17 protein-coding genes are annotated in these 24,576 nt (G+C 67.7%); 7 read left to right on the top strand and 10 right to left on the bottom strand.

The features are described from left to right. Nucleotides 1-8: 8 nt before the first annotated feature. Nucleotides 9-542 (top strand): RICIN domain-containing protein, encoded by a 534-nt coding sequence (locus ACLQ3F_RS04320; protein ID WP_357231242.1) that lies wholly within the window; start codon nt 9-11, stop codon nt 540-542. A 198-nt stretch (nt 543-740) separates the two neighbouring features. Here ACLQ3F_RS04320 and ACLQ3F_RS04315 read toward each other — a convergent pair whose 3' ends face one another. Then, on the bottom strand, nt 741-1,985 hold the full coding sequence (locus tag ACLQ3F_RS04315; protein ID WP_425846296.1) for a DUF418 domain-containing protein: 1,245 nt from the start codon (nt 1,983-1,985) through the stop codon (nt 741-743). A gap of 78 nt (nt 1,986-2,063) precedes the next feature. Between ACLQ3F_RS04315 and ACLQ3F_RS04310 the strand changes: the two genes are divergently transcribed. Next, nucleotides 2,064-2,807, top strand: coding sequence for a TetR/AcrR family transcriptional regulator (locus ACLQ3F_RS04310; RefSeq protein ID WP_425846293.1), 744 nt, complete (start codon nt 2,064-2,066; stop codon nt 2,805-2,807). Between the two features lie 78 nt (nt 2,808-2,885). Here the strand turns inward: ACLQ3F_RS04310 and ACLQ3F_RS04305 are convergent, their stop codons facing one another. Continuing rightward, nucleotides 2,886-3,233, bottom strand: coding sequence for a GlsB/YeaQ/YmgE family stress response membrane protein (locus tag ACLQ3F_RS04305; RefSeq protein ID WP_425846291.1), 348 nt, complete (start codon nt 3,231-3,233; stop codon nt 2,886-2,888). A gap of 140 nt (nt 3,234-3,373) precedes the next feature. Between ACLQ3F_RS04305 and ACLQ3F_RS04300 the strand changes: the two genes are divergently transcribed. Then, a complete protein-coding gene (locus tag ACLQ3F_RS04300; protein WP_425846289.1) occupies nt 3,374-4,027 on the top strand; it encodes a hypothetical protein in 654 nt (217 codons plus the stop codon). A gap of 4 nt (nt 4,028-4,031) precedes the next feature. After that, nucleotides 4,032-5,270: a DUF6357 family protein gene (locus ACLQ3F_RS04295; RefSeq protein WP_425846285.1), complete on the top strand. Its 1,239-nt coding sequence runs from the start codon at nt 4,032-4,034 to the stop codon at nt 5,268-5,270. An 83-nt stretch (nt 5,271-5,353) separates the two neighbouring features. Here the strand turns inward: ACLQ3F_RS04295 and ACLQ3F_RS04290 are convergent, their stop codons facing one another. Together ACLQ3F_RS04290 and ACLQ3F_RS04285 are read right to left on the bottom strand one after the other, a co-directional pair. Then, nucleotides 5,354-6,598 carry a helix-turn-helix domain-containing protein gene (locus ACLQ3F_RS04290; protein ID WP_425846282.1) on the bottom strand — a complete coding sequence of 415 codons (1,245 nt, stop codon included), beginning with the start codon at nt 6,596-6,598 and terminating at the stop codon, nt 5,354-5,356. Further along, nucleotides 6,585-6,746, bottom strand: coding sequence for a hypothetical protein (locus tag ACLQ3F_RS04285; RefSeq protein WP_425846279.1), 162 nt, complete (start codon nt 6,744-6,746; stop codon nt 6,585-6,587). Before ACLQ3F_RS04285 ends, ACLQ3F_RS04290 begins: the two co-directional genes overlap by 14 nt. 222 nt (nt 6,747-6,968) lie before the next feature. Here ACLQ3F_RS04285 and ACLQ3F_RS04280 point away from each other — a divergent pair, with 222 nt between their 5' ends. Next, nucleotides 6,969-8,327, top strand: coding sequence for a hypothetical protein (locus tag ACLQ3F_RS04280; protein WP_425846276.1), 1,359 nt, complete (start codon nt 6,969-6,971; stop codon nt 8,325-8,327). Nucleotides 8,328-8,367: 40 nt separating this feature from the next. Further along, on the top strand, nt 8,368-8,859 hold the full coding sequence (locus ACLQ3F_RS04275) for an NUDIX domain-containing protein (protein WP_425846273.1): 492 nt from the start codon (nt 8,368-8,370) through the stop codon (nt 8,857-8,859). Between the two features lie 280 nt (nt 8,860-9,139). On the opposite strand, the gene ACLQ3F_RS04270 is transcribed toward ACLQ3F_RS04275, so the two are convergent. The 4 genes from ACLQ3F_RS04270 to glgX all read right to left on the bottom strand — a co-directional run bounded on the left by ACLQ3F_RS04270 (nt 9,140) and on the right by glgX (nt 19,000). After that, nucleotides 9,140-12,469 carry an NACHT domain-containing protein gene (locus tag ACLQ3F_RS04270; RefSeq protein ID WP_425846271.1) on the bottom strand — a complete coding sequence of 1,110 codons (3,330 nt, stop codon included), beginning with the start codon at nt 12,467-12,469 and terminating at the stop codon, nt 9,140-9,142. Nucleotides 12,470-12,853: 384 nt separating this feature from the next. Continuing rightward, nucleotides 12,854-14,578: a malto-oligosyltrehalose trehalohydrolase gene (gene treZ, locus ACLQ3F_RS04265; protein ID WP_425846269.1), complete on the bottom strand. Its 1,725-nt coding sequence runs from the start codon at nt 14,576-14,578 to the stop codon at nt 12,854-12,856. Continuing rightward, complete coding sequence (gene treY / locus ACLQ3F_RS04260; protein ID WP_425846267.1) at nt 14,575-16,881, bottom strand: malto-oligosyltrehalose synthase; 2,307 nt, start codon at nt 16,879-16,881, stop codon at nt 14,575-14,577. Before treY ends, treZ begins: the two co-directional genes overlap by 4 nt. Nucleotide 16,882: 1 nt before the next feature. Continuing rightward, nucleotides 16,883-19,000, bottom strand: coding sequence for a glycogen debranching protein GlgX (glgX, locus tag ACLQ3F_RS04255; RefSeq protein ID WP_425846265.1), 2,118 nt, complete (start codon nt 18,998-19,000; stop codon nt 16,883-16,885). Between the two features lie 315 nt (nt 19,001-19,315). Between glgX and ACLQ3F_RS04250 the strand changes: the two genes are divergently transcribed. Further along, a complete protein-coding gene (locus tag ACLQ3F_RS04250; RefSeq protein WP_425846262.1) occupies nt 19,316-20,779 on the top strand; it encodes a glycosyltransferase family 4 protein in 1,464 nt (487 codons plus the stop codon). A 250-nt stretch (nt 20,780-21,029) separates the two neighbouring features. On the opposite strand, the gene ACLQ3F_RS04245 is transcribed toward ACLQ3F_RS04250, so the two are convergent. Next, on the bottom strand, nt 21,030-22,313 hold the full coding sequence (locus ACLQ3F_RS04245) for a citrate synthase (RefSeq protein ID WP_355009019.1): 1,284 nt from the start codon (nt 22,311-22,313) through the stop codon (nt 21,030-21,032). Nucleotides 22,314-22,546: 233 nt separating this feature from the next. Next, entirely contained in the window at nt 22,547-24,574 is a 2,028-nt protein-coding gene (locus tag ACLQ3F_RS04240; RefSeq protein WP_425847373.1) for a sulfatase-like hydrolase/transferase, read from the bottom strand. Nucleotides 24,575-24,576: the final 2 nt, after the last annotated feature.

The raw sequence follows: 24,576 nt of genomic DNA, 5'->3' as shown, positions 1-24,576 counted from the left end.
GGCTTTAGATGAAGCGCAAGACGATGACCGGCCTCATGGCGGTGCTCACCATGATCACGGCGATGCTGGTCGGCACCGGCAGCCCGGCGGCGGCCGCCTCCTCCGGCCCTTGGGTGATCCAGCCCTTCACGAACGACTACTGCCTGTCGCCGGAGGCCTTCTCGTCGGCGCTCAACGTCGTGGTCGACCAGCACCTGTGCGAGGGCGGGCCGAACCGCAACTGGACCTTCACCACGACCAGCTCGGGCTACTACCGCATCTCCTTCAACAACGGCGGCAGGTGCATGGCCGTCCGCGGCGCGGTGACCACCGAACGGGCGAAGATCGCCACGCAGGTGTGCGGCGACGCCCGCCTCAACGACCAGTGGCTGCCGATCAAGCTCTTCACCTCCGGGAGCGCCGACTACTACCAGCTCAAGAACCGGGGCACCGGCAAGTGCATGGCGGTGGAGGCCAACTCGAGGTTGAACGGTGCCGACATGATGCAGTTCACCTGCTACACGACGTCGGAGAACCAGGCCTTCACCTGGGGCCTCTGGTAAGCAACGCTCTTCAGCCGCGGCGGGACCTGTCCGGGTCCCGCCGCGGTTCCGCGTTTCCGGCCGGTGTGCCGAAAGATCGACTCGGTTTCCGTGAAGTCGGGGTGTCCCCGCAGTCGGGACACCCCGACTTCCGTGAAGGCGAGTGGATCGTGGGCGGCGCGCGGGTGTCGGCGCGAGGAGCCTGCCCATCGCCGCATTTCAGTGGCGGCCCGCTGAGGCCGCCGAGTCACAATCGCGGCCCGAGATCACATCGGTCTCTGCCGTCTTTCCGTTCGTGACCCGTCGTAGCGCCCACTCGGCCGGCCCGTACCGGTAATGGCGCAGCCACCACGCGCTCACCGCGAGCTGCACCGCGTAGATCAGGAGTGCGAGCCCGGTCGTCCCCACCGGCGACACGCTCCCGGCCAGGCCAAGCCCGATCCCGCTGAAGATGAGCAGCCCGAGCAGCGATTGCCCCAGGTAGTTGGTGAGTGCGATCCGCCCCGCCGGTGCCAGGGCCGACCGCACGAACCCGAACCGCGGGCTGTGCATCATCCGCAGCAGCGTGGCCACGTACGCAGCCGTCAGCAGCGGCGCGGTCGCCGCGCTCACGCCCACGGCCAGCGGCTGGCCGTTGCCGCCGCCGAGCGCGTACACCAGACCGCCCGCGATCCCCACGGGGAAGCCGACCCACTGGATCCGCCGCAGCACCGGCTCGTGACCGGTGACGCCGGCGAGGAGTCGCCGTCGGCCGGCGACCATGCCGAGCAGGAACATCGCCAGCGCCGTCGGCCCCTGGAACGTCGCGGACTGGAGCACCAGGAAGGGAAGCCCGGAGAGGTGGTGGCCAATGACGTCACCCCACCCGCCGAGCATCGCGGCCGTCGCCTTCTCGGCGTTGGCCAGTGCCTCGGCTCGGGTCGGTAGGAACGCGGAGGAGTTCGCGAGGAGGCCGCTGGCCAGGAGGCTCAGCAGCACGATCCCGTAGAGCACGCTTGCGACGCGCACCGCCGTCCGGTCGCGGACCCGGCGCATCCCGAGCAGGATCAGGCAGACCACCGCGTAGGTCATCAGGATGTCGCCGCCGTACAGGAGCGCGGTGTGCAGGGCGCCGAGGATGAAGAGGCCGGCGATCCGGCGCAGCATCCGCGGCCCGAACGCGGCCCCCGCGCGCCCAGCCGCCTCCATCTGCAGCGTGAAGCTGTAGCCGAACAGGAACGAGAAGAGGATGTAGAACTTCATGTCGACGAGCACCGCGGACAGGAACCGCGTCGCGTCGTCGAGGACCGACGAGAACGCCGGGTCCGTGATCAGGTTGCCCGGGTAACCGGAGGCCATGAAGGTGATGTTCACGACGAAGATCCCGAGCAGCGCGAAGCCCCGCAGCGCGTCGAGGTCGTGGAGGCGCTGTCCGGCGCTCGACCGGCTCGCCGTGGCGCCGATCGTGCCCGCTGACACGTCCATATGCTTCTTCTTCCGTCCGGCCCGACGACAGCATTTAATATACAGGAGATACTATCCATGGGACACAATGCGCCGTCAATGGCCGACGACGTGCCTGCCGACCTGGCGCGGCTCTGGCGACTGCCGACGTCCGCACGCCGGGGCCGGCCCGCCGAACTCGACGTCGAGCGGGTCGTCGGCGCTGCGGTGGACCTGGCGGACCACGAGGGCCTGGACGGGGTGACCCTGCAGAAGGTCGCGCAGACTCTCGGCTTCACCAAGATGTCGCTGTATCGGCACGTGGGCTCGAAGGAGGAACTCGTCGAACTGATGACCGACCACGCCACCGGGTCCGCCCCCAGGTTGGACGTGGACGGCTGGCGTGACGGCGTGCATCGCTGGGCAGCGGCGATCCGGACCCGGTACGCCGAGCACCCGTGGCTCGTGGAGGTTCCGATCGCGGGCCCGCCCCGAGGGCCCAACGCCATCGGCTGGATGGACGCGTTCCTGCGGGTCCTGCGCAACACTGGTCTGGATCCGAGGACGAAGGCAGGCATCCTCGTCGTCGTCAGCGGTTATGTGCGCAACGCGATCCTGCAGAGCCGGCAGATGGCGGCGGGCCGCAGCGGCACCGGGCTCAGCCAGTCGGACGTCGAGCAGAACTACGGCCTCGCCCTCGCTGCGCTCGTCCACCCGGAGCGCTTCCCCGAGGCCGCGCCACTGTTCGCGGCGGGCGCGTTCGAGAGCGAACCAGGCGAGGATCCAGAGGAGCAGGACTTCGTCTTCGGCCTCAACCTGATCCTCGACGGCGTCGAGGCGGCAATCGCGCGGCGCAACCGCTGAGCGTCACTACTCGCCGCTGTCCACACCCCTCGGCACGCTGCCGCTAACCGCCATACGCCCGGCTCACGCTGCCGCCGATCAGGATTCGCGCTTGGCCTTGGCGCGACGGGTCCGCCGACGAGGCGTGTCGTCGCCGCCGGCCAGCCGGGTGAAGGTGAGCATGTTCGCCAACGCCACGGCGATGATCGCCAGCCCAACCTGGATCGCGAGCACGACCCAGTCCCAGCGCAGCACCCACACCTGCACGTTGGCCCCGTCGTCGATGTTGAGCGCCCGGGCGACCACCGTGCCCAGCACCGCCGAGCCGACGCCGATGACGAACGTGGCGAAGACGCCGATCCGCTGCCTCCCCGGCAGGATGAGTCGTCCGAGCAGGCCGACGAGGGCGCCGATGAGCACCGCGCCGAGATAACCGAATACCAGCATTGCTGTTTCTCCCCTCCAGCAGTGCCGAGATACATGCCCGGATCTCACGTTCCCGGAAACCCCGCCCCGATCAGGGCCGCGAGCATGTCACCCTGACCCACTACTCTGGCCGAGCTTTCACCCCTGAACGAAGGAAGCTCATGGCCCGCCCCTACAAGCCCGGCCCGAAGCAGTTCGTCTTCGCTGGCGGTGACGGCAGCGATCAACATGTCTCGGTGAGCGACCCGCAGGAGGCGTACGTCGCGTTCTCCGCGTTCTTCCGAGGCCGAGAGTCCGACACGTACACCATCACCGACGAGCCGGCGAAGCAGCGCCTGGTGCTCATGCCCAGCCTGGGGGTGATCTCCCGGATCACGGAGGCGGACCATCCTCGCTCGGAACACCTCCGGGTCGACAGGCCCAACCGCTACCTGCCGAGCGCGATGCTGTTCTTCGAGAACGGATATGCCGGCCTCGACCACTTCGGCCAGTGGCTTGCCGACCTCTCCGACCTCGACGCGTCACCGGAGGCGCGCGGTGCCGCACGCGCCGCCACGATCACGACGGAGGCAGCGGCGATCGACGAAGTGGGCCGGATCTGGGCGGATTCCGGCTACGTCGACCCGACCGACAGCTACTACATCTTCTTCGACTCGAAGGACATCGACGATGATCGGGCCGACCGAGCCGAACTGCTCCAGTTGATCGAGTTCCTCGGTCTTCAACGGGTCGACGCCCCGGCCGGGGCTGCCGGGGGCGAAGTCTGGGTGCGCTCCGACCCACGCCTCGACGCCCAATCTGAACAGTGGTCGTGACGAGATGAGAGACATCGTTTTCACGCGGAGCAGCGGCTGGATCCCGACCGTCATCCGCGAGGACGGCGAGCTGAAGCTGATGCTCGGCGCCGGGGCCGACGCCAACCACGAGCCCCGCACGTTCACGTTCCCGATCTCCGAAGCTCACTTCGCGGTGATCCGGGAAGACCTGGCCCGACACCTGCTGCTGTGGAGTGCGGTCCTACCGCTGTGCGAGGCCGCCGGGACCCGGGGCCAGCTCGACGAGAATGCTGCCGTCGCACTCCTGGACCCGATCCTGCTCTCCCCGCCCGCAGACGTCGACGCGCTGTTTCGGCGCATCCCGTGGGACCGGAGCAGGCTCGTCGCCCACGGCGCCACCATCCGTCTCCTGGAGCACGGTCAGGTCTGCGAGGCGATGCGCACGACGACGGAGGCGGCGAACGAGAAGCGCGCCCAGGAACATCACGCGGACCGCCGCCGCACCGAGCGGGGAGTGGTCCTCGGGCCACTCGACGCGCAGGTCCTGCGTTACACGGGCCAGTACCTCCACGGCGCGACAATCCCGCGGCGGAACCCCGATGCCGTCGACCCCGCGCTGCTGCCCCAGGTCATGCGGGTGATCGCCACCGCCGAGCAGGCGTGCGCCGGGATGCGGATCGGTCTCGACCCACGGCGGGGACACCGGGCCACTGACAAGCGCGACTGGAAGCGGATGGAGGCGACCGTCGACGCGGCCGTGCGCCGCGCGTACCCCGGGCTCGTCGATGACGCGGTGCGGACGGTGACTTTCCTGATGTGCTCGGAGGTCGCGGACCGCGCCAAGAGCACGCCACCGGAGGACGACGACTCCGGCGCGAGTGTGACGAAGGCGGCCCTGACCTTCACCGACGACAAGGGCGGCGAGAAGAAGTGGCTACGGGACGGGCCTCGCAGCGCGTCCGCCGAGTTCTGGGAGTTCGTCGCCGATCGCTCGGCCGGGGACAACGAGGTGTTCACCATCGAGGACGAGGAGATGGGCGAGGGGATCCAGCTGCAGTTCTACGCGGACTGCATCGCCCGGATCACGACGGTGCGACAGGGTGAAGCCGGGTCGGACCCGGAGTATCGGGTCGAGTACAGCCTGGTCGACGGGATCAGTGGCTACCGGCACCTGGTGAGCCTGTTCGTCCGCGGCGGCTACGCTGCGCTCGACCAGCACAGTCCCTGGATGTCGGATGCCGCCGAGTTCGAGCGCGCGCGTCGTCAGCGCAAAGCCCGGTAGTCCCACGCCCCTGGCGAGGTGCGTCACGATGCCTAACTGCCAGCTCGTCGGCGCGAGGGCGCGAGGGCCGGTGCTGGCGGCCGTCAGCGGGTGAGGCCGACAAGCGTCGCCAGTCGCGCCACGCCGGCCGGCGCCGGCTGAGCGCGGGCGACATCGGCGATCACGGTACGCGCCAACGGCCGGCACCGAACCTCAGCCGGCGCGACACTGTCCGCGTCGACAAGCGCCCTCGCCGCCCCGCGAACGTCACCCAGTTGCAGGTACGCCCGCGCGACGTCGACCAGGTACGCGCCCCGATACTCGGCCGGCAACCGCCGCCACCCTTCCCGCCGCACCACGGCCGAGTGCCGTCGTAACGCCTCGGCAGCGTCCCCTCGTTGCGCCGACACGAGAACCCGGGCCAACTCGACGGCGACCGGACCGAAGCTGGTGCGGTGCGTGTCGTCGTACCCCCTCAGGCTGGCGGCGATCCCTGCCGCCTGGCCGATCAGCTCATCGGCGCGGCGGTGCTCACCGCACCCAGCGGCGGCCAATGCCCCTTGGACCAGCAACGTCCCACCCACCGCGCTCCCCCGGTGCTCGCCCTGACCTCGAAGGCTTTCGTGGCCCCCGTGATCAAGAGGTTTGGGGCCGGTTTGATCTCCAAAAGTGCCGCAAACCTCTTGATCACCGTAGGAGGTCGAGGGTGGAAGGACGTGGTTGGCGGCGGGGAGCAGTGCGGCCAGGGCCAGGGGGTCGCGGTTGGAGGCGCGGAGCGCCTGGCCCACCGAGATGGCCGCTGCCGCCGCGAGGAACCTGTCGTCGCCGGCGGCGGTCATCGCACGGTCGGCGGCCAGCCAGGCCAGGTCGGCCTCGCCGAGCTTCACCAGCAGCGCCGAGGTGATGCGGTACGCCTGCACCAGCAGCTCCCGTGACTGCGCGGCCTGGGCGGCATCGAGCAGACCCGGCACCACCCGCACCAACTGCCCGTAGTGCGCGTGCTGGTAGGTCAACCAGGCATGCCCGACCTGCCTTCTCAGCTCGTCCGTCAGCGGTGGAGCCTGCGGGATGTCGTAGCGGGCGAGCGCCGCCCGAATGTCGTCAACCCCGTCCGGCGTGCCCGCCGGGGTGCTTCGCGGTTGGCCGAGCAGCACCGCCGGGTCGACCCGCAGGACGTGGGCCAACTCCTGGATGACCGAGTACCGGTCCAGTGTGCGGGCACCCCGCTCGATCTTGTCCACCCAACTCTTCGATCTGCGCAACCGGTCGGCAAGCATCTGCTGCGTCATCGACCGCCGCACCCGCCACCGGGCCACCCGACGGCCGATCGGGAGGTCATCGTTGGTCACGCCGCCACCGCCGGTCCGGGACCGCGCGGGTCGTGTCGTCCACGGGTACGCGCTCCGCTTCGGCCTGAGCCAGGAGGCGCTGCTTGGCAGCCTCCCGCTCGGCCGCCTCAAACTGCTCGCCTCTGCTCGCTGACTCGTCGCTCTGCATCGACACCTCCCTAGCCGGGGTGTGACGCTCAGACTTTGCCGTCACTCGGGACACCTGTAGTTAGCGAAGCGGACTGCCGGTCAACGGACCAGATGGCAAGCGATGCGCTCGGTTGCGCTACTCAGAACATGGGTTGCGCACGGTTGCGTGGGTCTCCAAAGGACCGGTCCAAGCCATAGGCTCGTCACTGTTGGTAGTTAGTTGATGCCTGGAGGCGGAACCATGGCGCGACCGGTGACGAACTCGACGTTCGAGGAGCTACTGCGTGCGGCCGGCTACGACAACGCCCACGCCGCCTTCGCTCGTCAGCTCAACCACGCAGGCCGCGACCAGGGCATCTGGCGATACGACGCCGCCAGCATCTACTGGTGGTTACGCGGTCGCCGTCCCGGCGAGCACGTCCAGGCCGCCATGGCGGAAACACTGGCCCGCAAGATCGGTCGCTCAGTTGCCATTACCGAACTGGGCTTCGGCGCGGGCGGCGGCATCGGATTGTGCGCTTACCCCGCGACCGTCGATGAGGCGATCAATACCGCCGAGCAGATCTGGACAAAGCTGGCCAAGCGCCTCAGCCAACAAGCCAGCGGGACGTTCGACAGCGGCAAAGCGGTAGAGGCGGCACTTGGCTGGCGATATGATCTGCCTGACCAGACGGTCAGCTGGAACGGCCGGCAACAGGTCACGTCCACCGATGTTCATTCTCTGTACGCGCTGGCGAACCACTTCACCGACCTCGACCGCCGTCATGGCGGCGGATCTCCGCGTACTCGGGCCGTCATGGCCGAATTTCTGGTGCGTCAGGTCGCCCCGATGCTGCACGGCACCTACACCGACGCCGTGGGACGCGACCTCATGCGCGCAGTGGCAACGCTCTCCGGCCAACTCGCCTTCATGTCCTACGACGCGGGCGAACACGCGATGGCGCAACATCATGTGACGCTCGGTCTGCGACTCGCCAGGGCCGCCGACGACCGCCTCTACGGCGCTCACCTGCTTGCCAACCTCGCCACCCAAGCGGTATTCCTGGGTCACGGTCGGGAGGCGGCCCGGCTCATCGAAGCGGCTATTGATGGGGCCGGCCGCGCGCCCGCCGCCGTCCTCGCTCGGCTGTATGCCACCGCCGCTACCGCTTATGGCCAGTCAGGCGAGCGACGTGCCTGCCAACTTGCACTGACAAGGGCTGAGCGTGCTCTCGACCGGACGGGAACGGACCCCGGTCCGCGCTGGGCTGGCTACTTCAGCCCGGCACACCTGGCCGGGGCCGCGCTGCGGTGCCTGGGCGACCTGCACATGCACATGCAAGCCCTTCGACACGCCCCAGACGCGCTGAACCTCGACAGCCAGAACGCACGAACCCGTGCCCTGCACACCGCCCTAGTCGCCATGACGCACGCACGCGCTGGAGACACTGAGGCCGCTTGCAACTGGAGCTGGCAGGTAGCGCAGCACGCTGCGCGCATCCGATCGGCACGTGTCCAACAACGCGTCCGTGAACTCAGTACTACTCTCCGCCCGCAGCAGGCATCACCTCGGGTCAACGAGGTCCTGCAAACCCTCGCAGCCATGTCAGCAGCCTCGTAGAGCGAGAGCCCACGTCGACATGTCCGCTACCGTCACCGAGGTGACCTGGACGGAGCCCAACACCTGGTACGCCAACCTGGCATCCTTCTACGCCGCCGCCGCGGCCTTCATCACCGACCCGACCGGCAACGTGCTGCTCGTCAAGCCCACGTACCGCGATCACTGGGCCTTCCCAGGTGGATATGTAGACCAGGGAGAATACCCGCATGATGCCTGCGCCCGCGAACTCCGCGAGGAGTTGGGGACCGCGATGGGGGTGGGCGATCTTCTCGTAGTCGATTGGGCTCCGCCCACCCGGCAGCGGCCACGCGCAATTATTAGCTTCACGTTCGACTGCGGATCCAGCGCCAGCCTCGACGGCTTCAGCTTGACCGAACAGGAGTTGGAGGACATCGCCTTTTTCTCGCGTCAAGAGGCCGAGCAGCGCCTTCCCCACAACGTCGCCCCTCGAGTTCATGCAGCAATCCAAGCCCGTAAACAACGCTCTCCGGCATACCTTGCTGCCGGCTCGGCCATCCTGCGGCGCTCTTGAGATACGGAGGGTTACGTAGCCGGCCGACCTCAAGGGCCAAGTAGACACAATTCGATGCCGGGTTGGATGAATCCGTCCTATGTCAACTCCGGAATATCCCACGCTCTGAAGCGCATTAGGGTCTTCTCTCAGCATGGAGTTCGCAAAAGTTCGGTCGCAAAGTGCCGCCAAAGGATCATCTCCAGCCTCGACAGACGCCACCCGATACCCACGCCACCTACACGGAAGAGCGCCAACGGAAGCTTGCCTTCCGAGGCGAAATCGAGGCAAAGCAGCCCGCTCAGTCTTCTAACTCGAACTCGACACGATGATTGAAACGTCGACCAAAACTTGCAAATGACCGCTCCCAGTCAAAGCTGATCTCCCGAGTAAGCTGATGGACCAAAGGCAGAACATTCTCCGGAAACTCAACCGCAGCGACATTCTCCGAGATTCGGCGCGCATTAATAGCATCAGCAAGCCTCGCAAGCGCGGCTACGGCTCGACCCTCCTTAGCCGCAGCAGCCGACCTAATCATAAGCTCGACAAATTCAACATCATCATAAAGTGACGGATCACTTAATTCAGGCACCTCAGTAATCAGCTCGGGCTTTTCGCATACCAATACAGTGAAGGCAAATCCATCAATTGAACTGGGTAGCGGAAGGCTGAAAAATAGGTTCAAGAGATTCACAAGAGCTTCAGGATTTGCCGAGCGGGCAGAGACGCGAAACAGCCGCATTAGTGCTTCTGCAACCTCCCGCAAATCCTCCTCGCCAACCTTCGGCGGTGGAGGATCCCAGAAGTAATTTACGGTGACGACTCCGGCGCAAACAGGGAAGATCCAGCTCAGCATGGCGTCTGCCCAGTCGCGGCCATCAAAGAAGGCTCGCCCCTCCCGCAAGGCCACACCATACCGAGTCGTGCGCATTAGTCGACGATCGCCAAGCAGGTCGGCGTATCCCAAGTCCGGCGAGCCCGCGAGCACATTTTCATCCGAATATTCTCGGACTCCCACTCGCCCACTTCCAAATTTTAGCGTCCCAAGTACTGAATGCCAGCCGTCAGCATCAAGCCCGGACCGCCAGAGATTGACCGTTGAGCGCCAGGATGCCGTTCGTCCTTCACCATCAAATAGATCAGTAATCGGCAAAGTGATTGAGTCTTTTGGCAGAGCTACACGAAGAAGGACTAGGTTAGCAGAGTAGGCAGCCAACCTCCTCACAGAGTCTGGCTGTACGGGACGATAGTTGACGTACTTGACGGAGTCACGGCGCTGGCGAAACGCACCGAAAAGTAGTTGCAGCAGTTGCAGCACGTCATCTCTGTCTTCGCCCTCAAGCGTCTCGAATAAGTCAGCCGCGAACGCCAAGGTAGAACGACGGACGGACAATACCTGATGAGACAATAGGGCAAACAATAGGTCATCCTCCGGTTCGCGCCTGCCACGCTTACCGCCTAGCGCCGCTTCAGCAACATCCATGAGCAGATCGATCACTTGGCGCGCCACAAGATACTCACCAAATGTTGCATGCAAAAATTCGTAAGAGCGCTCCGCTCGGTACCGACCGGCCGAGACGGCAACCGATCTATCATCGGCGGAAGTTCGGTCTCCTGCCCCAAGGATCGTTGCCTCAGCTGCATGAACAAAGAAGAACTCGCCCAGTAGACGTTGACCGACCTCGTCAGGACGTACGAGCTGTTCGGTGTGCTCGCCTAACGCGGCCAAGTCTGAGCCGAGTTGAACCTCGGTAATTCGCTGCGTACCACGATTGAACATTCCCAGAGCAGCAATAGCGAGACGCCTCAACTGTTGCTCAACGGCAATTTCGAAGTCTCTCGGATGAAGCCGAACCGACTTCTTGGCAACCTCGCGCCGAGCAAAGTTGTCGAGTAAACGCTGATAGAGAAGAGTTGTTGATAATCCCTCATCTACCTCCGGAGCGAGTGGATCAGCAGCGTACAGAGCCAGCATCAGAAGCAGGAGAGGCTGCCTTGCGAGTTCAGGCTGTCGCAAAGCCGTTCCTAGCGCCAGTTCCCTCACCCTACCGTCCTCGATCGCGGTCAGATTCGCCTCGCGCCAAGCATTCAGCCATACCGCGATTTGCGCTTCGTTGAAGTCGTCAAGCTTCACAACAGTCGTGCCGGGCGGCATGTCTACGCGCTCCACGACAACAGTGCGGGAGGTAACGATGACTATGACGGGACGTCCTTGATCAGCCTCAACCTGCTGAAAACTTGTGACCTCTTGCAGGTATCCACTGCGATCCGACTTTGATGCCTGCAGCAATTCATCGAGACCGTCCAAAAGGATGACCCGCACGCTGTCCCCGCTTTGATCCGAAAGGCGTGCCCACTCAACCCGCCTGTTGGTGCTTTGATCTAAAGCTTGCTGAATCTGGTCCAGAATGGGCGAATTTGCTCCAACAGTACGCAGAGGGACTCTCACGACTGTATAGTCACTGGCAGGCATTTGAGCGGCGAATACCTTTGTAAGCATAGACTTGCCTGCGCCAGGATGGCCCAATATCAGAAGAGGGATGCGCGTCGCCTCGGGCGCCAGTAGATGTGCCGCGAGTACTACGTCCAAGTCGTCATGGCTCGGTTGATTTGCCCACCAACTCTCGTCGGCTGGCCGGGCCTCCGCACCAACCCGGCATACACGGTAATCCGGTAGGATGAATATCTTACCGATCGATGGAAACGTTACATCGGTCTCATAACGCTCAGCGTCTGCCGGAACGATGGGTTGCGCCAGTACTCCAACATTAGCCCGTTCCATCGCAGCACGCAGATCTACGCAGGCCGCAGAAGACGAAACTAGCTTCAACAACGACCCTAGTCGCCCCAGCGCATCACGCTGTTCATCTAGGGATGCCACCAATCCAGAATTTAGGGTGCCAATGACCGTCCTAGTCGCCGCGTGCTCGCCGAGCGTGGCCCAGATGAAAAACTCCGGCACCGAGGCGGCCAGTTCCATGTAGTGGGACCGGTAACGCTCAATTGCTTGAGGAATTATCGGCTGCAATGACTGTCCGACTAACTTTTGCCAAGCCTCGAGACCCTCGAAGAACTGCTGCGCGCGGTCCGCAAGCAGCGCTAACCATTTTTCGACTTCTGGAATATTCTCTTCGTAGCCCCGAGATGGCGAGGGTGCCGGAATCTCCGCGTCATAAAGCCGTTCGGTGAACGTCTCTCGAAACGGCCGCCCACGACCCACTACAAGCATTTGCTTTTCTTTTTCGGTCAGTTCAAGGCTTGCCAGTATCTCCTTACCGACATACCGCTCAAATACTTCGAAGAAGGCGGCCACAACAATCGTTGTATGCGCTGCAGCAATGAGCGGTCGACGCTCTTGCCCTCGCTCGTTATCGAGTCTTCCGACGAACCCCTTGGCAATTTTTCGAAGAATCAAAATCGCTTCATTTTTTTGATCGATCCACCCCCAAATCGGTGCCAGACTGGCTGCAGCAGCCATCGCCGGAACACCTGCGACTGTTAGACCCGCACCAAGGCCAGCCGCAAGGATTATCCCGCCAGTGCAATCACTGATTCTCTGAATCATGAGGGGTTCGTGACGACCAAGTACGCGAAGCGCACCTGCGAACGTCAGGGCGGGCTCTCGACGCATCATGCCTCCTGGCGGAGAGGATCATCGGTTGGTAGGCCAGAGGCGCGGACACCCCCGGCCTAGTACTGCTTGAGGGCGACACTCAAGGAGCTTTGGCTGATCAATGCGCCTGCTGAGGTTCTCGAGCTGCGAGGCTCCCGCACCGCCCATCAGGGCGGCAGGTACTACCAGCGGGTACCTTATGGACCAACCAACAGCGCCACGCCCGATTAGCCTAAGCGATTCGCCCTCGAGGGTTCGTACCCGACGCGGCCTGCACCCGTTTCTGCGGACGAGAATTATCATCACGCACCGGCGACCCTCAACTTGCTGAGTAGGCAGAGGCCCGCCGCCTCGTCCAGTTCCGCCCAGTTGCGTCACATTGGGTACAAACGAAACATGCCCTTACAGCGCCACGATCGCCGCAGTCTCCGCTGGCAACTGGATGCGGTCCCGCATCACGGTGACGCCCTCCCCCGTAGCCAGGAGCACCCGCCGAGCCACCCCGGGCAGCGACACCCCCTGCCCCCGCCCAGCGAAGTTCGCCACGACAAGCGTGTCCCCCCGCCGCATCACCAGGAACTGGTCCCCGTGCTGCACAGACACCTCGTGCATCCGAGGATCCGACAGGTCAGAAGACGACCGACGCAGGGCGATCAACCGCTGGTAGAACGACAGCATCGAAGCATGCTCGGGCTTGTCCAGCTCAGCCCAGTCCAACCGGGACCGTACGAACGTCTCCGGGTCCTGCGGGTCCGGCACGTCCCCCTCCGGCCACCCGTGCGACGCGAACTCCCGCCGCCGCCCGTTGCGCACCGCAGTGGCCAACTCCGGCTCCGGGTGCGAGGTGAAGAACTGCCACGGCGTAGAGGCAGCCCACTCCTCCCCCATGAACAGCATCGGTGTGAACGGCGCCGTCAACAGCAGCACAGCGCCAACCCGCAACAGCGAAGGCGACAGAGAAGCCGAGATCCGATCCCCGGTAGCCCGGTTGCCGATCTGGTCGTGGTTCTGCAGGTACGCGACAAGCCGATGCCCAGGCACCCGCGAATCCAGCGGTCGCCCGTGGTGCCGGTTCCGGAAGCTCGACCAGGTCCCCGCGTGGAAGAACCCACCCGTCAGCACGTCCGACAGCGTCTCCAGAGAGCCGAAGTCCCCGTAGTAGCCCTGCCGCTCCCCCGTCAGCAACGTGTGCAGCGCGTGGTGGGCGTCGTCATTCCACTGGGCGTGCAGCCCGAACCCACCCGCCTCCCGAGGCGTGATCAGCCGCGGGTCGTTGAGGTCCGACTCGGCGATCAGCGACAACGGCCGACCCAGGTGCGTCGACAGCGACTCGACCTCGATGGCCAGCTCTTCGAGCAGCGGGATCGCCCGGGTGTCCGGCAGCGCGTGCACGGCGTCGAGGCGTAGGCCGTCGACGTGGTAGTCGCGCAGCCACATGAGCACGCTGTCGATGATGTAGCGGCGTACCTCGTCGGAGTGCGGGCCGTCCAGGTTGACCGAGCGGCCCCAACTGTTGCTCTGCTCGGCGAGGTACGGACCGAACTGCGGCGCGTAGGCCCCGGAGGGCCCGAAATGGTTGTAGACAACGTCGAGGATCACCCCCAACCCGCGAGCGTGTGCGGCGTCGACGAACCGTTTCAAGCCGTCGGGGCCGCCGTAGGGCTCGTGGGGGGCGTACCAGCAGACGCCGTCGTACCCCCAGTTGTGTTCGCCGTTGAAGGCGTTGATCGGGAGCAGCTCGATCAGGTCGACGCCCAGGGAGACGAGGTGGTCGAGGCGGTCGATGGCCGCGTCGAAGGTGCCGTCCGGGGTGAAGGTGCCGATGTGCATCTCGTAGAGGATGCTGCCGGGCAGCTGCCGGCCCGTCCACGCGCTGTCGGACCACGCGTAGGCAGCGTGGTCGTAGCGGCGGCTCGGCCCGTGCACTCCCGCAGGTTGCCACGGGGACCGGGGGTCGGGCAGGGGGGTTTCGTCGTCGTTCAGCAGAAAGGAGTAGTCGGGACCGGCGTCGGGCACGTCGACCTGCCACCACCCGTCGGCGGCGGTGTGCATCTCGTGGTCGGTGTCGCCGGCCAGGCGCAGCCGCACCCGGGTGGCGTCCGGTGCCCAGACGGAGAATTCGGTCATGAAACGGCCTCCTCGGCAGCGGTGGGAGGAGCCAGCAGAGCGACGGGGTAATCGGCCAGGAGGGTGTCCAGCGGCGTCTCTCCGCCACTGTAGACCCGCCCGGTGAACAGGTCCTTCATCTCGTGAACGGGAAGTGACAGGGCTGTGTCACACCACCCGCCGACACGTGCCAACCGGAGCGGCAGTCGGGTCGCCACGGCGATCACGCCGCCCCGGTCGAAGGCCACCGCGTGCCGGCTCACCGGCCCCTGCGCGGGGAGCGGCCGGTAGGTGGTGAACAGCTCCGGGTGCGCGCGGCGCAACCGCAGGGTCCGCGACACGACGAGCAGCTTCGCCGCTCCGTCGGTGTCGACCGGGGGACGCCAGCCGCCGTCGATGCGTGCCAGCATTTCTCGGCGTACGTCGAAGTCGACCGGGCGGCGGTTGTCGGGGTCGACCAGGGAGTTGTCCCACAGCTCGGTGCCCTGGTAGGTGTCCGGCACGCCGGGCATGGTGAGCTGCACGAGCTTCTGCCCCAGCGAGTTGGACCAGCCGGCCGGGGTGATCGCGGCGGCGAGTTCGGTCAGCTCGTCGTGCAGGCTCGGGTCGTCGTACATCCTGTCGACCACGTCGTGCAGCGCCCGCTCGAAGGCCGGGTCCGGGTCCGCCCAACTGGTCGAGGCCCCGGCCTCCCGGGCGGCCTTCTCGACGTACGCGTGCAGCCGCTCGCGTTCGATCGGCCACGCGCCCACGGCGGTCTGCCAGAGCAGGTGGGCGAACGCCGGGTCGGGCAGCGGCGCGTACTCCATCCAGCTCTTGACCTGCTCCGCCCAGCGGCCCGGCAGTTCGCTGAGCACGGCGAGGCGGGCGCGGACGTCCTCACCACGTTTGGTGTCGTGGGTGGAGAGGGTGGTCATGCTGGCCGGCCAGCGGACCTGTTGGGCGGTGGCGAAGCGGTGGAACTCCGCGGGTGGCACGCCGAAGCGGACCGGGCTGTCACCGACCTCGTTGAGCGCCACGAACCGGGTCCACCGGTAGAACGCGGTGTCCTCCACGCCCTTGGCCATCACCGCGCCGGTGAGCTGTGGGAACCGCATGCCCAGCTCGTCGTCGGGGTTGCGCAGCCGGCGGGTGACCGCGTCGAGGGCGCCGGCCAGGTCGGGGCGGCGGCGGCCGGCCTCGGAGCGGGCGGCGGCGAGCAGCCGGGCGCCGTGCGGCGGGTAGCCGCGGTAGACGGCGAACGCGGCGGCCAGCTCGGCGAGCGCCGCGCGGGCCTGCTCGGTCGGCACCTCGGGGGCGAGGGCGGCCAGCCGGGTCAGCTCGGCGGCGAGCAGCCGGGTGGCGGCGGCCAGTTTGGTGGCGTGGGTCAGGTCCTCCCAGGAGGTGTGCCGGCCGGTCACGTGAGTGTCCAGCACTGTGAAGTCGCCCTCGGCGTCGATGTCGATGAAGAGCCCACCGGCCATGGCCAGGGCGTCGTAGCCGGTGGTGCCGTCCACCGGCCAGTCCGGCAGCTCCTCGCCGTACTCCAGGATCTTCTCCACCACGAGCCAGGCGTCCGGTGCGGCCTCCCGCAGGCGGGCCAGGTAGCCGGCCGGGTCGCGCAGGCCGTCGGGGTGGTCGACGCGGATGCCGTCGACCTCCCCGGCGGCGGCCCACCGCAGGACCAGCTCGTGGGTGGCGGCGAAGACCGCCGGGTCCTCCACGCGCAGGCCCGCCAGGCCCGCGATGGCGAAGAACCGGCGGTACGTCAGCTCGGCGTCACCGCGCCGCCAGGAGATCAGCTCGTAGTGCTGCCGGTCGTGGACCTCCCGGGCGGTGCCGTCGCCGGTGCCGTCGGCGACCGGGAAGCGGTGCTCGTGGTAGCGCAGCTCCCCGTCGACAAGCGTGAGGTCGTCCAGGGCGGCCGGGTCGTCGGCGAGCACCGGCAGCAGCAGCCGGCCCCGGTCCCAGTCGATGTCGAACCAGTCGGCGTACGACGAGTCGCGCCCCCGGCGCAGCACGTCCCACCAGGCCGGGTTGGCGGCCGGGACGGCGACCCCGGCGTGGTTGGGCACGATGTCGACGACCAGGCCGAGCCCCCTGTCACGCAGGGCGGCCAGCAGCCGCTGCCGGGCGGCCTCCCCGCCCAGTTCCGGGCTGACCGCCCGGTGGTCGACCACGTCGTAGCCGTGCTGCGAACCGGGGGTCGCGGTCAGCAGCGGGGCGCTGTAGAGGTGGCTGACGCCGAGGTCGTCCAGGTAGTCGACGATCGCGGCGGTGGCGTCGAGGTCGAAGCCGGGGCGGACCTGGATCCGGTAGGTGGCCTTGGGAGGGGTGGCCGGCATGTCAGATCATCCTCTCCAGCACGACGAGGGACCGGTCCGGCACCCGGATGGTGCCGCCCGCGCTGATCACCGTGGCGTCGTCCGGCTGGGGTTCGGCGGTGCTGATCACCCGTTCCCACTTCTGGCCGTACTCACTGCCGGGCATGGTGAAGTCCAGTGGCGCGTCGTGGGCGTTGAAGCACAGCAGGAACGACGCGTCGTGGTGTTTCTGGCCGTACTGGCCGCGCTCGCGGATGCCCTCGCCGTTGACGAAGAGCGCCACCGAACGGCCGAAGTCGTTGCCCCAGTCCTCGCCGGTCATTTCCCGCCCGTCCGGGGTGTGCCAGGCCAGGTCGGGCAGCGGCTCGTCAATGCCGCGCCCGTTCACCGGCAGGCCGGTGAAGAAGCGGCGACGCCGGAACACCTGGTGACGTTTGCGGAACGCGGTGAGCGTCTGCACGAACTCCAGCAACTGCTCGTCGACGTTGTCCCAGTCGACCCAGGCCAGCTCGCTGTCCTGGCAGTAGACGTTGTTGTTGCCGTGCTGGGTGCGACCCAGCTCGTCGCCGTGGCCGATCATCGGCACGCCCTGCGACAGCATCAGTGTGGCCAGGAAGTTGCGCCGCTGCTTGGCCCGCAGGGCGAGGACCGCCTCGTCGTCGGTGTCGCCCTCGACCCCGCAGTTCCAGGAGCGGTTGTGGCTCTCGCCGTCCCGGTTGTCCTCGCCGTTGGCCTCGTTGTGCTTGTCGTTGTACGACACCAGGTCGTTGAGGGTGAACCCGTCGTGCACTGTGACGAAGTTGATGCTGTGGAACGGTCGGCGGCCGTCGTCCTGGTAGAGGTCGGCGGAGCCGGAGATGCGGGACGCGAACTCGGCGAGGGTGGCCGGCTCACCGCGCCAGAAATCCCGGACAGTGTCGCGGTACTTGCCGTTCCACTCCGTCCACAGTGGCGGGAAGTTGCCCACCTGGTAGCCGCCGGGGCCGACGTCCCACGGTTCGGCGATCAGCTTCACCTGGCTGACCACCGGGTCCTGCTGCACCACCTCGAAGAAGGTGGAGAGCCGGTCCACCTCGTAGAACTCGCGGGCCAGGGTGGCGGCAAGGTCGAACCGGAAGCCGTCGACGTGCATCTCGGTCACCCAGTAGCGCAGCGAATCCATGATCAGTTGCAGGGAGTGCGGGCTGCGTACGTTGAGGCTGTTGCCGGTGCCGGTGTAGTCGACGAAGTAGCGCCGGTCCTCCTCGCTGAGCCGGTAGTAGCTCGGCGCGTCCACGCCCTTGAAGCTCAACGTCGGCCCGAGGTGGTTGCCCTCGGCGGTGTGGTTGTAGACCACGTCGAGGATGACCTCGATGCCGGCCGCGTGCAACGCCTTGACCATGCCCCGGAACTCCTGCACCTGCTGGCCGAGGCGGCCCAGCGCCGAGTAGCCGTGGTGCGGGGCGAAGAAGCCGATGGTGTTGTAACCCCAGTAGTTGCGCAGCCCCAGGTCGTCGAGGCGGTTGTCGTGGATGAACTGGTGCACCGGCATCAGCTCGATCGCCGTCACCCCGAGCCGGGTCAGGTAGTCGATCATCGGCGGGGAGGCGATGCCCGCGTACGTGCCACGCAGCTCCTCCGGGATGTCCGGGTGCCGCATGGTCAGCCCGCGAACGTGCGCCTCGTAGATCACCGAGTGGTGGTAAGGGGTGCGCGGCGGCTTGTCGTTGCCCCAGTCGAAGTACGGGTTGACCACCACCGACTTCGGCATGAACGGGGCCGAGTCGGTCTCCGACATCCGCTCCGGCTCGTCCATGTCGTAGTCGTAGACCGCCGGGTCCCACTGGACGTCACCGTCGATGGCCTTGGCGTACGGGTCGATCAGGAGCTTGTGCGGGTTGCAGCGCAGCCCGTTCGCCGGGTCGTACGGGCCGTGCACCCGGTAGCCGTAGCGCTGCCCCGGCTCGATGCCCGGCAGGTACGCGTGCCACACGTACGCGTCCACCTCGCGCAGCTCGACGCGGCGCTCCGCGCCGGTGTCCCACTCGTCGAAGAGGCACAGCTCGATCCGCTCGGCCACCTCGGAGAAGATGGCGAAGTTGGTGCCCATCCCGTCGTAGGTGGCGCCCAGGGGATACCGCTCGCCCGGCCAGACCTGCATGTCGCTCCTTCAACCCATGGTGATGTGCGCACCGGCCGAGACCGCCCGCACGCAAGCAGGTAGTGCCCCCGGCCCGGGCGCGCCAATCCATCCTTCCAGGCGCTGCCCGGAAACCACCCGTCTGAGCGTGCAACACCACTCAGGTGTCCTCCGTCACGATGACCCTTTTCGAGGTGCGTTCTCGGGCCGGATGGACTTTCCTTGATCGGGGACAAGCGTTCGCGCGTGCCCGCCAGGCCCTCGGCCACCCCTTACACCTCTCGCTCCGCCGCCATCGACGCCGGCGCGCACCACCATGCACGGACGGAGATTGATGTGACGACCCTGCGGGTCGACGAGCAGCTCGCTGCCACCAAGGACCGGGCCCACCGGCCCACCCTGACCTCCCGGCCCCAGCTCCCGACCCAGCCCGGTCTTCCCGCGCCGTCCGGCCTGTCCGCGCAGCCCGGCGCGGTCGTGCCAGCGCAGCCCGGCCCCGGGGTGCCCCCGCAGACCCGTCGCATCCTCATGCTGTCCTGGGAGTACCCGCCGGTGCTCGTCGGCGGCCTCGGCCGACACGTGCACGCCCTCTCCGTCGCCCTCGCCGCCGCCGGCCACGAAGTCACCGTCGTCACCCGCCACAGCGAAGGCGCACCCCTGGAGGAATACGCCGACGGCGTCCGCATCCTGCGCGCCCCCGAAGACCCCGTCACCTTCCCCCTCGCCACCGGCTCCCTCCTGGCCTGGACCATGGCCTTCAACCACACCCTCACCCGCACCGCGCTACGCGCCACCCAGGCCGGCGCCTACGACGTCATCCACGCCCACGACTGGCTCGTCGCGCACACCGCGATGACGTTGCGCGATCACCTGGACATCCCGCTGGTCAGCACCATCCACGCCACCGAGGCGGGCCGGCACCAGGGCTGGCTCCCGGAGGAGATGAACCGCACCATCCACGGCGTCGAGCAGTGGCTCAGCAGCGAGTCCAACCGGGTGATCGTCTGCTCCGGGTACATGCGTGACGAGGTCAACGCGCTGTTCGGCGTACCGGCCGGACGGGCCGACGTGGTCGCCAACGGCGTGGAGCCGCACCGCTGGCAGGTGCCCGCCCGTGCCGTGGCCGCCGCCCGCGCCCGCTTCGCCGGGGACGGCCCGCTCGTCACCTTCGCCGGCCGCCTCGTGTACGAGAAGGGCGTCCAGCACCTGATCGCGGCGCTCCCCCGACTGCGCGAGCGGCACCCCGGCCTGCGTGCAGTGATCGCCGGCGACGGCCCGTACCGCGCCGAGTTGGAGGCCGAGGTGCACCGCCGAGGCCTGGGCGGCATGGTCACCATGCCGGGCTTCCTGGGCGGCACCGACCTGCCGGCGCTGATGGCCGCGTCCGACTGCTTCGCCGTTCCGAGCATCTACGAGCCGTTCGGCATGGTGGCCCTGGAAGGCGCCGCGGCCGGCGCTCCCCTGGCCGTCGCCGCCACCGGTGGCCTCGGCGAGATCGTCGAGCCGGGCGTCACCGGGATGACCTTCCGCCCGCACGATCCGGACAGCCTCACCGACGCCGTGGACGCGCTCCTGTCGGACCCCGACCGCGCCCGCGTCATGGCCCGCAACGCCCGCCGGACGGTCCGCGACCAGTACGGCTGGGCCGCGATCGCCCAGCGCACCGCCGCCAGCTACGCCGCCGCCATCCACCACGACGCCGCGTTCACCGCCGAGCGCGCCGAGCAGCGGATGTCGCAGGGTCGCGCCCTCCCGGTACTCCCCGAGGGCAACCTGCTCGCCGCCGCCGGCCTGCGCTGACCCTGCTGGCCCGGCCCGTCTGCGGTTGATCGACTCGGCTTTCTTGAAGTCGGGGTGTCCCGGTGCCGGGGACACCCCGACTTCCTGTTGATCGACTCGGCTTCCTGAAAGTCAGGGTGTCAAGCACGGGGAACACCGCGCCTTCAAGGAACCCGAGTCGATCATGCCGGGACGGGGCAGCGCAGCGCGGAAACGCGGCAGGCCGCCGACCCGGTGGGGTCGACGGCCTGCTGGTGAAGCGAGGAGCGGGTCAGCGCTCGTTGAAGGGGACGTAGTCCCGCTCGGCGGAGCCGACGTAGACCTGCCGCGGACGGCCGATCTTGGTCTCCGGGTCGTTGATCATCTCGCGCCACTGGGCGATCCAGCCGGGGAGCCGGCCGAGCGCGAAGAGAACCGTGAACATCTTGGTCGGGAAACCCATGGCCTTGTAGATCAGGCCGGTGTAGAAGTCCACGTTCGGGTAGAGCCGACGGGAGACGAAGAAGTCGTCGGCGAGGGCGATCTCCTCCAGCTCCATGGCGATGTCCAGCAGCGGGTCGGGCTTGGCCATCCGGCCCAGCACGTCCTGCGCGGCCTTCTTGACGATCGCCGCCCGCGGGTCGTAGTTCTTGTAGACCCGGTGGCCGAAGCCCATCAGCTTGACGCCGTCCTGCTTGTCCTTGACCTTGCGGACGAAGGACCGGACGTCGCCGTCGCCGGCGTGGATCTGCTGGAGCATCTCCAGCACCGCCTGGTTGGCGCCACCGTGCAGGGGGCCGAAGAGCGCGTTCACGCCGGCCGAGACCGAGGCGAACAGGTTGGCGTTGCTGGAACCGACCAGGCGGACGGTCGACGTGGAGCAGTTCTGCTCGTGGTCGGCGTGCAGGACGAAGAGCATGTCCAGCACCTTCGACATCACCGGGTCGACCTCGTACGGCTCCGCCGGCACGCCGAACGTCATCCGCAGCAGGTTGTCCACGTACCCCAGCGAGTTGTCCGGGTACAGCAGCGGCTGACCGATGGACTTCTTGTACGCGTACGAGGCGATGGTGGGGACCTTCGCCATCAGCCGGACCGTGGAGATCTCCACGTGCTCGGAGTCGAACGGGTCCAGGCTGTCCTGGTAGAAGGTGGACAGGGCGCTCACCGCGGACGAGAGCACCGCCATCGGGTGGGCGTCCCGGGGGAAGCCGTCGAAGAAGCGGCGCATCTCCTCGTGCAGCAGCGAGTGCCGCCGAATCCACTCGGTGAACTCGGTCAGCTGCTGCTCGGTCGGCAGCTCACCGTAGATGAGCAGATAGGAGACCTCCAGGAAGGAGGACTTCTCGGCCAACTGCTCGATCGGGTATCCCCGGTAACGCAGGATGCCCGCGTCGCCGTCGATGTAGGTGATCGCGGATGAGGCAGCGGCGGTGTTGACGAAACCGGGGTCGTACGTCGTCATCCCGGTTTCCTTCAGCAGCTTGCTCACCCCGACACCGGCGGGGCCCTCGACCGCAGGATGCACCGGCATCGACAGCTGCCCACCGGGGTGATCGAGCTTGACTTCCGTCATGTGGTTCCTCGCTTCGCCGGCAGATCTACGTTGAATTGCCTTCGCTTCTACCGTAATTGCGGCTCGGGGGACAACGCTCGCCGTGGTTCGGCGGTGAGGTATGCGTCACCCGATTCCCGACCGGGCGGCCGGGAAACCCGGTATCCCGCCAGACGGGACCGGACCGGCCCGAACCCGGAAGCACGGGCCGGACCAACCCCGGAGACCAGGCCGGACCGGGCCCGGAAGCCAGGTCAGGAGAGGGTGAGGCGTCGCAGCGTACCGTCCGTCGCGACCTGGAAGACGTCGAGCTGGTTGGTGCCGGCGTGGAACAGCTTGTCGTCGGCGAGCAGCGCGGCGAACCGGCGTCCGCCGGGGTCGGCCGGCACCACCGGGACGACGGCCCCGATGCGGCCGTTGACGGCGACGGCGAGGAGGGTGCCGTCCGGGATCCGGTCCGGGACGTCGCCCCAGACCAGTGCCGGGAGGGTGCCGGTGTCCGGGTCGGTGGCGGTGAACGCCGCCAGGTCGGCGACCCGGGCGCTGCCGGCGGCGGGGCCGGCGCGTACCTCGGTGCCGACCAGGGGGTGGGGTGTCGGCAGGGGCGGTGGGGCGGGCACGCCACCGGGGAAGGTGACCGGTTCGCCGGGGCGGTCGTAGAAGTGCTTCGTACCGTCGGTGCGGGGGGCCTGCCGGGCGGAGCGGCCGTCGACAGCCCAGGGCAGCCGGATGCCGGCCTCGTCGGCCACGGTCGGCAGCAGGTCGACGTGTTCCCAGTTGCGGTCGTCCACCCGGCCGGTCTGTTGCCGGGGTTCCTTGACGAACGTCGGCACCCAGGCGACCTCGCCGGCGGCGGCCTTGATGGCGTCCATGCCGCGGCCCTGCGCGCCGGGGCGGAAGCTGACCCCGTGGTCGGCGGTCACCACGACGAGGGCCTGGTCGTAGAGGCCGTTGGCGCGCAGCGTCCGCAGCGTCTCGCCGATCAGCCGGTCGGTGTAGCCGAGCTGGGCGAGGTGCCGCGCCCGGGCCAGGTCGACCCAGCCGGCGCCGTCGTTGGGCAGGTCCTCGGGGGCGTCGTAGCGCGCCCCGGACGGCAGGTACGCCCATGGTGAGTGGGGCATCAGCAGGTGCAGGAAGTGCAGGGTGGGCCGGGTGGTCGGCTTCAACCCGGCCAGGAAGCTGGTGAACCGGGCCGGTTGGTTGTCGTCCAGGCTGTCCCAGCGGAACTTCGGGTCGGCCGGCACCGGTTCGGCGGCGTCCAGGCCGGCCTCGGCGCGGGTCTGCTCGCGGTAGGAGTCTTCCGGGTCGACAGCGCTCTCCGTGGGCCCGGCGATTCTGCCGAGCAGCTTGCCGGTCTCCCGGACCAGCACCCCGAGCCCCTGCTCCGGGGTTACCGGCTGCTCGCAGCGACTGGGTGGGCAGAGCCTGGTGATGCTCTCCTCGGCGCGGATGTCGTACAGGCCGCCGAAGGCGGTGAAGATGTTGTCCGGGTACTGCGAGTAGTGCGGGGCGACCGGCTTGGCCGGGTAGCGGCCGGTGAGCATCGCCGGCAGCGCGTTGGGCGTCCACCCGCTGACCCCTGTCGAGTTGCGGTACCAGGTGGAGCCGCCGGCCAGCTCGGCGAAGTGCGGGTACCGCCCGGCGTCGATCTTCCCGTCCGCGCCGAGCAGGCTGACCAGTGGCAGCTCGTCGAGGATCAGCATGACCACCGGCGGGTGCACGGCCGAGCCCAGCGCGGTGCCGGCCGCGCCGCCGTCGCCGCGCGGCAGGACCACCGCCGAGGTCGGCGAGGCGAGCAGGAAGAGCGCCACGAAGGCCACCGGGCCGGCGGCGGCCACTCGCATCACCCGGCCCGGCGCCCGCCACCGTCGGTGCGCGGCCGCGCCGGCGGCTCCGGCCAGCACGGCCACCACCAGCAGGGGTACGCCCCGAAGTGGCGTGACGTGTCGGCCCACCTGCACGGCGAGGGCGGCGACCAGCACCCCGACCAGCCCGGTGTGGGTGACGGCGCGGGCGGTCCGGCCGGCCAGTCGGCTGAGCGCGCCGAGCAGCGCCACAGCGGCCGTGGGCAGCACCGTCACCAGGGCGAGCAGCAGCAGGATCTGGGCCGGGTCGGCGCGGTGGAAGAGGAAGAAGTCGGGGCTGCGGCCGAGCACGTCCAGCAGCGGTTGGGTGACCACGAGACCGACCAGCGCGACGATCTCCAGCAGCCGGCCCAGTTCAGCGCGCCAGCCCCGGTCCCACCGCACGGCGGCCGGCGGCGGGTCGTCGGACGTCGACAGGG

Origin of the sequence: Micromonospora sp. DT15 (assembly GCF_049841475.1) — a bacterium.
Taxonomy (GTDB): Bacteria; Actinomycetota; Actinomycetes; order Mycobacteriales; family Micromonosporaceae; genus Micromonospora.
This window is presented reverse-complemented; position numbering and strand designations above follow the sequence as displayed.

Coding starts and splice junctions, on each gene's coding strand:
- ACLQ3F_RS04295 (WP_425846285.1), top strand. CDS start 4,032: ATGAGAGACATCGTTTTCACGCGGAGCAGCGGCTGGATCCCGACCGTC.
- ACLQ3F_RS04285 (WP_425846279.1), bottom strand. CDS start 6,746: ATGCAGAGCGACGAGTCAGCGAGCAGAGGCGAGCAGTTTGAGGCGGCC.
- ACLQ3F_RS04310 (WP_425846293.1), top strand. CDS start 2,064: ATGGCCGACGACGTGCCTGCCGACCTGGCGCGGCTCTGGCGACTGCCG.
- ACLQ3F_RS04245 (WP_355009019.1), bottom strand. CDS start 22,313: ATGACGGAAGTCAAGCTCGATCACCCCGGTGGGCAGCTGTCGATGCCG.
- ACLQ3F_RS04315 (WP_425846296.1), bottom strand. CDS start 1,985: ATGGACGTGTCAGCGGGCACGATCGGCGCCACGGCGAGCCGGTCGAGC.
- treY (WP_425846267.1), bottom strand. CDS start 16,881: ATGCCGGCCACCCCTCCCAAGGCCACCTACCGGATCCAGGTCCGCCCC.
- ACLQ3F_RS04270 (WP_425846271.1), bottom strand. CDS start 12,469: ATGCGTCGAGAGCCCGCCCTGACGTTCGCAGGTGCGCTTCGCGTACTT.
- ACLQ3F_RS04305 (WP_425846291.1), bottom strand. CDS start 3,233: ATGCTGGTATTCGGTTATCTCGGCGCGGTGCTCATCGGCGCCCTCGTC.
- treZ (WP_425846269.1), bottom strand. CDS start 14,578: ATGACCGAATTCTCCGTCTGGGCACCGGACGCCACCCGGGTGCGGCTG.
- ACLQ3F_RS04280 (WP_425846276.1), top strand. CDS start 6,969: ATGGCGCGACCGGTGACGAACTCGACGTTCGAGGAGCTACTGCGTGCG.
- glgX (WP_425846265.1), bottom strand. CDS start 19,000: ATGCAGGTCTGGCCGGGCGAGCGGTATCCCCTGGGCGCCACCTACGAC.
- ACLQ3F_RS04300 (WP_425846289.1), top strand. CDS start 3,374: ATGGCCCGCCCCTACAAGCCCGGCCCGAAGCAGTTCGTCTTCGCTGGC.
- ACLQ3F_RS04320 (WP_357231242.1), top strand. CDS start 9: ATGAAGCGCAAGACGATGACCGGCCTCATGGCGGTGCTCACCATGATC.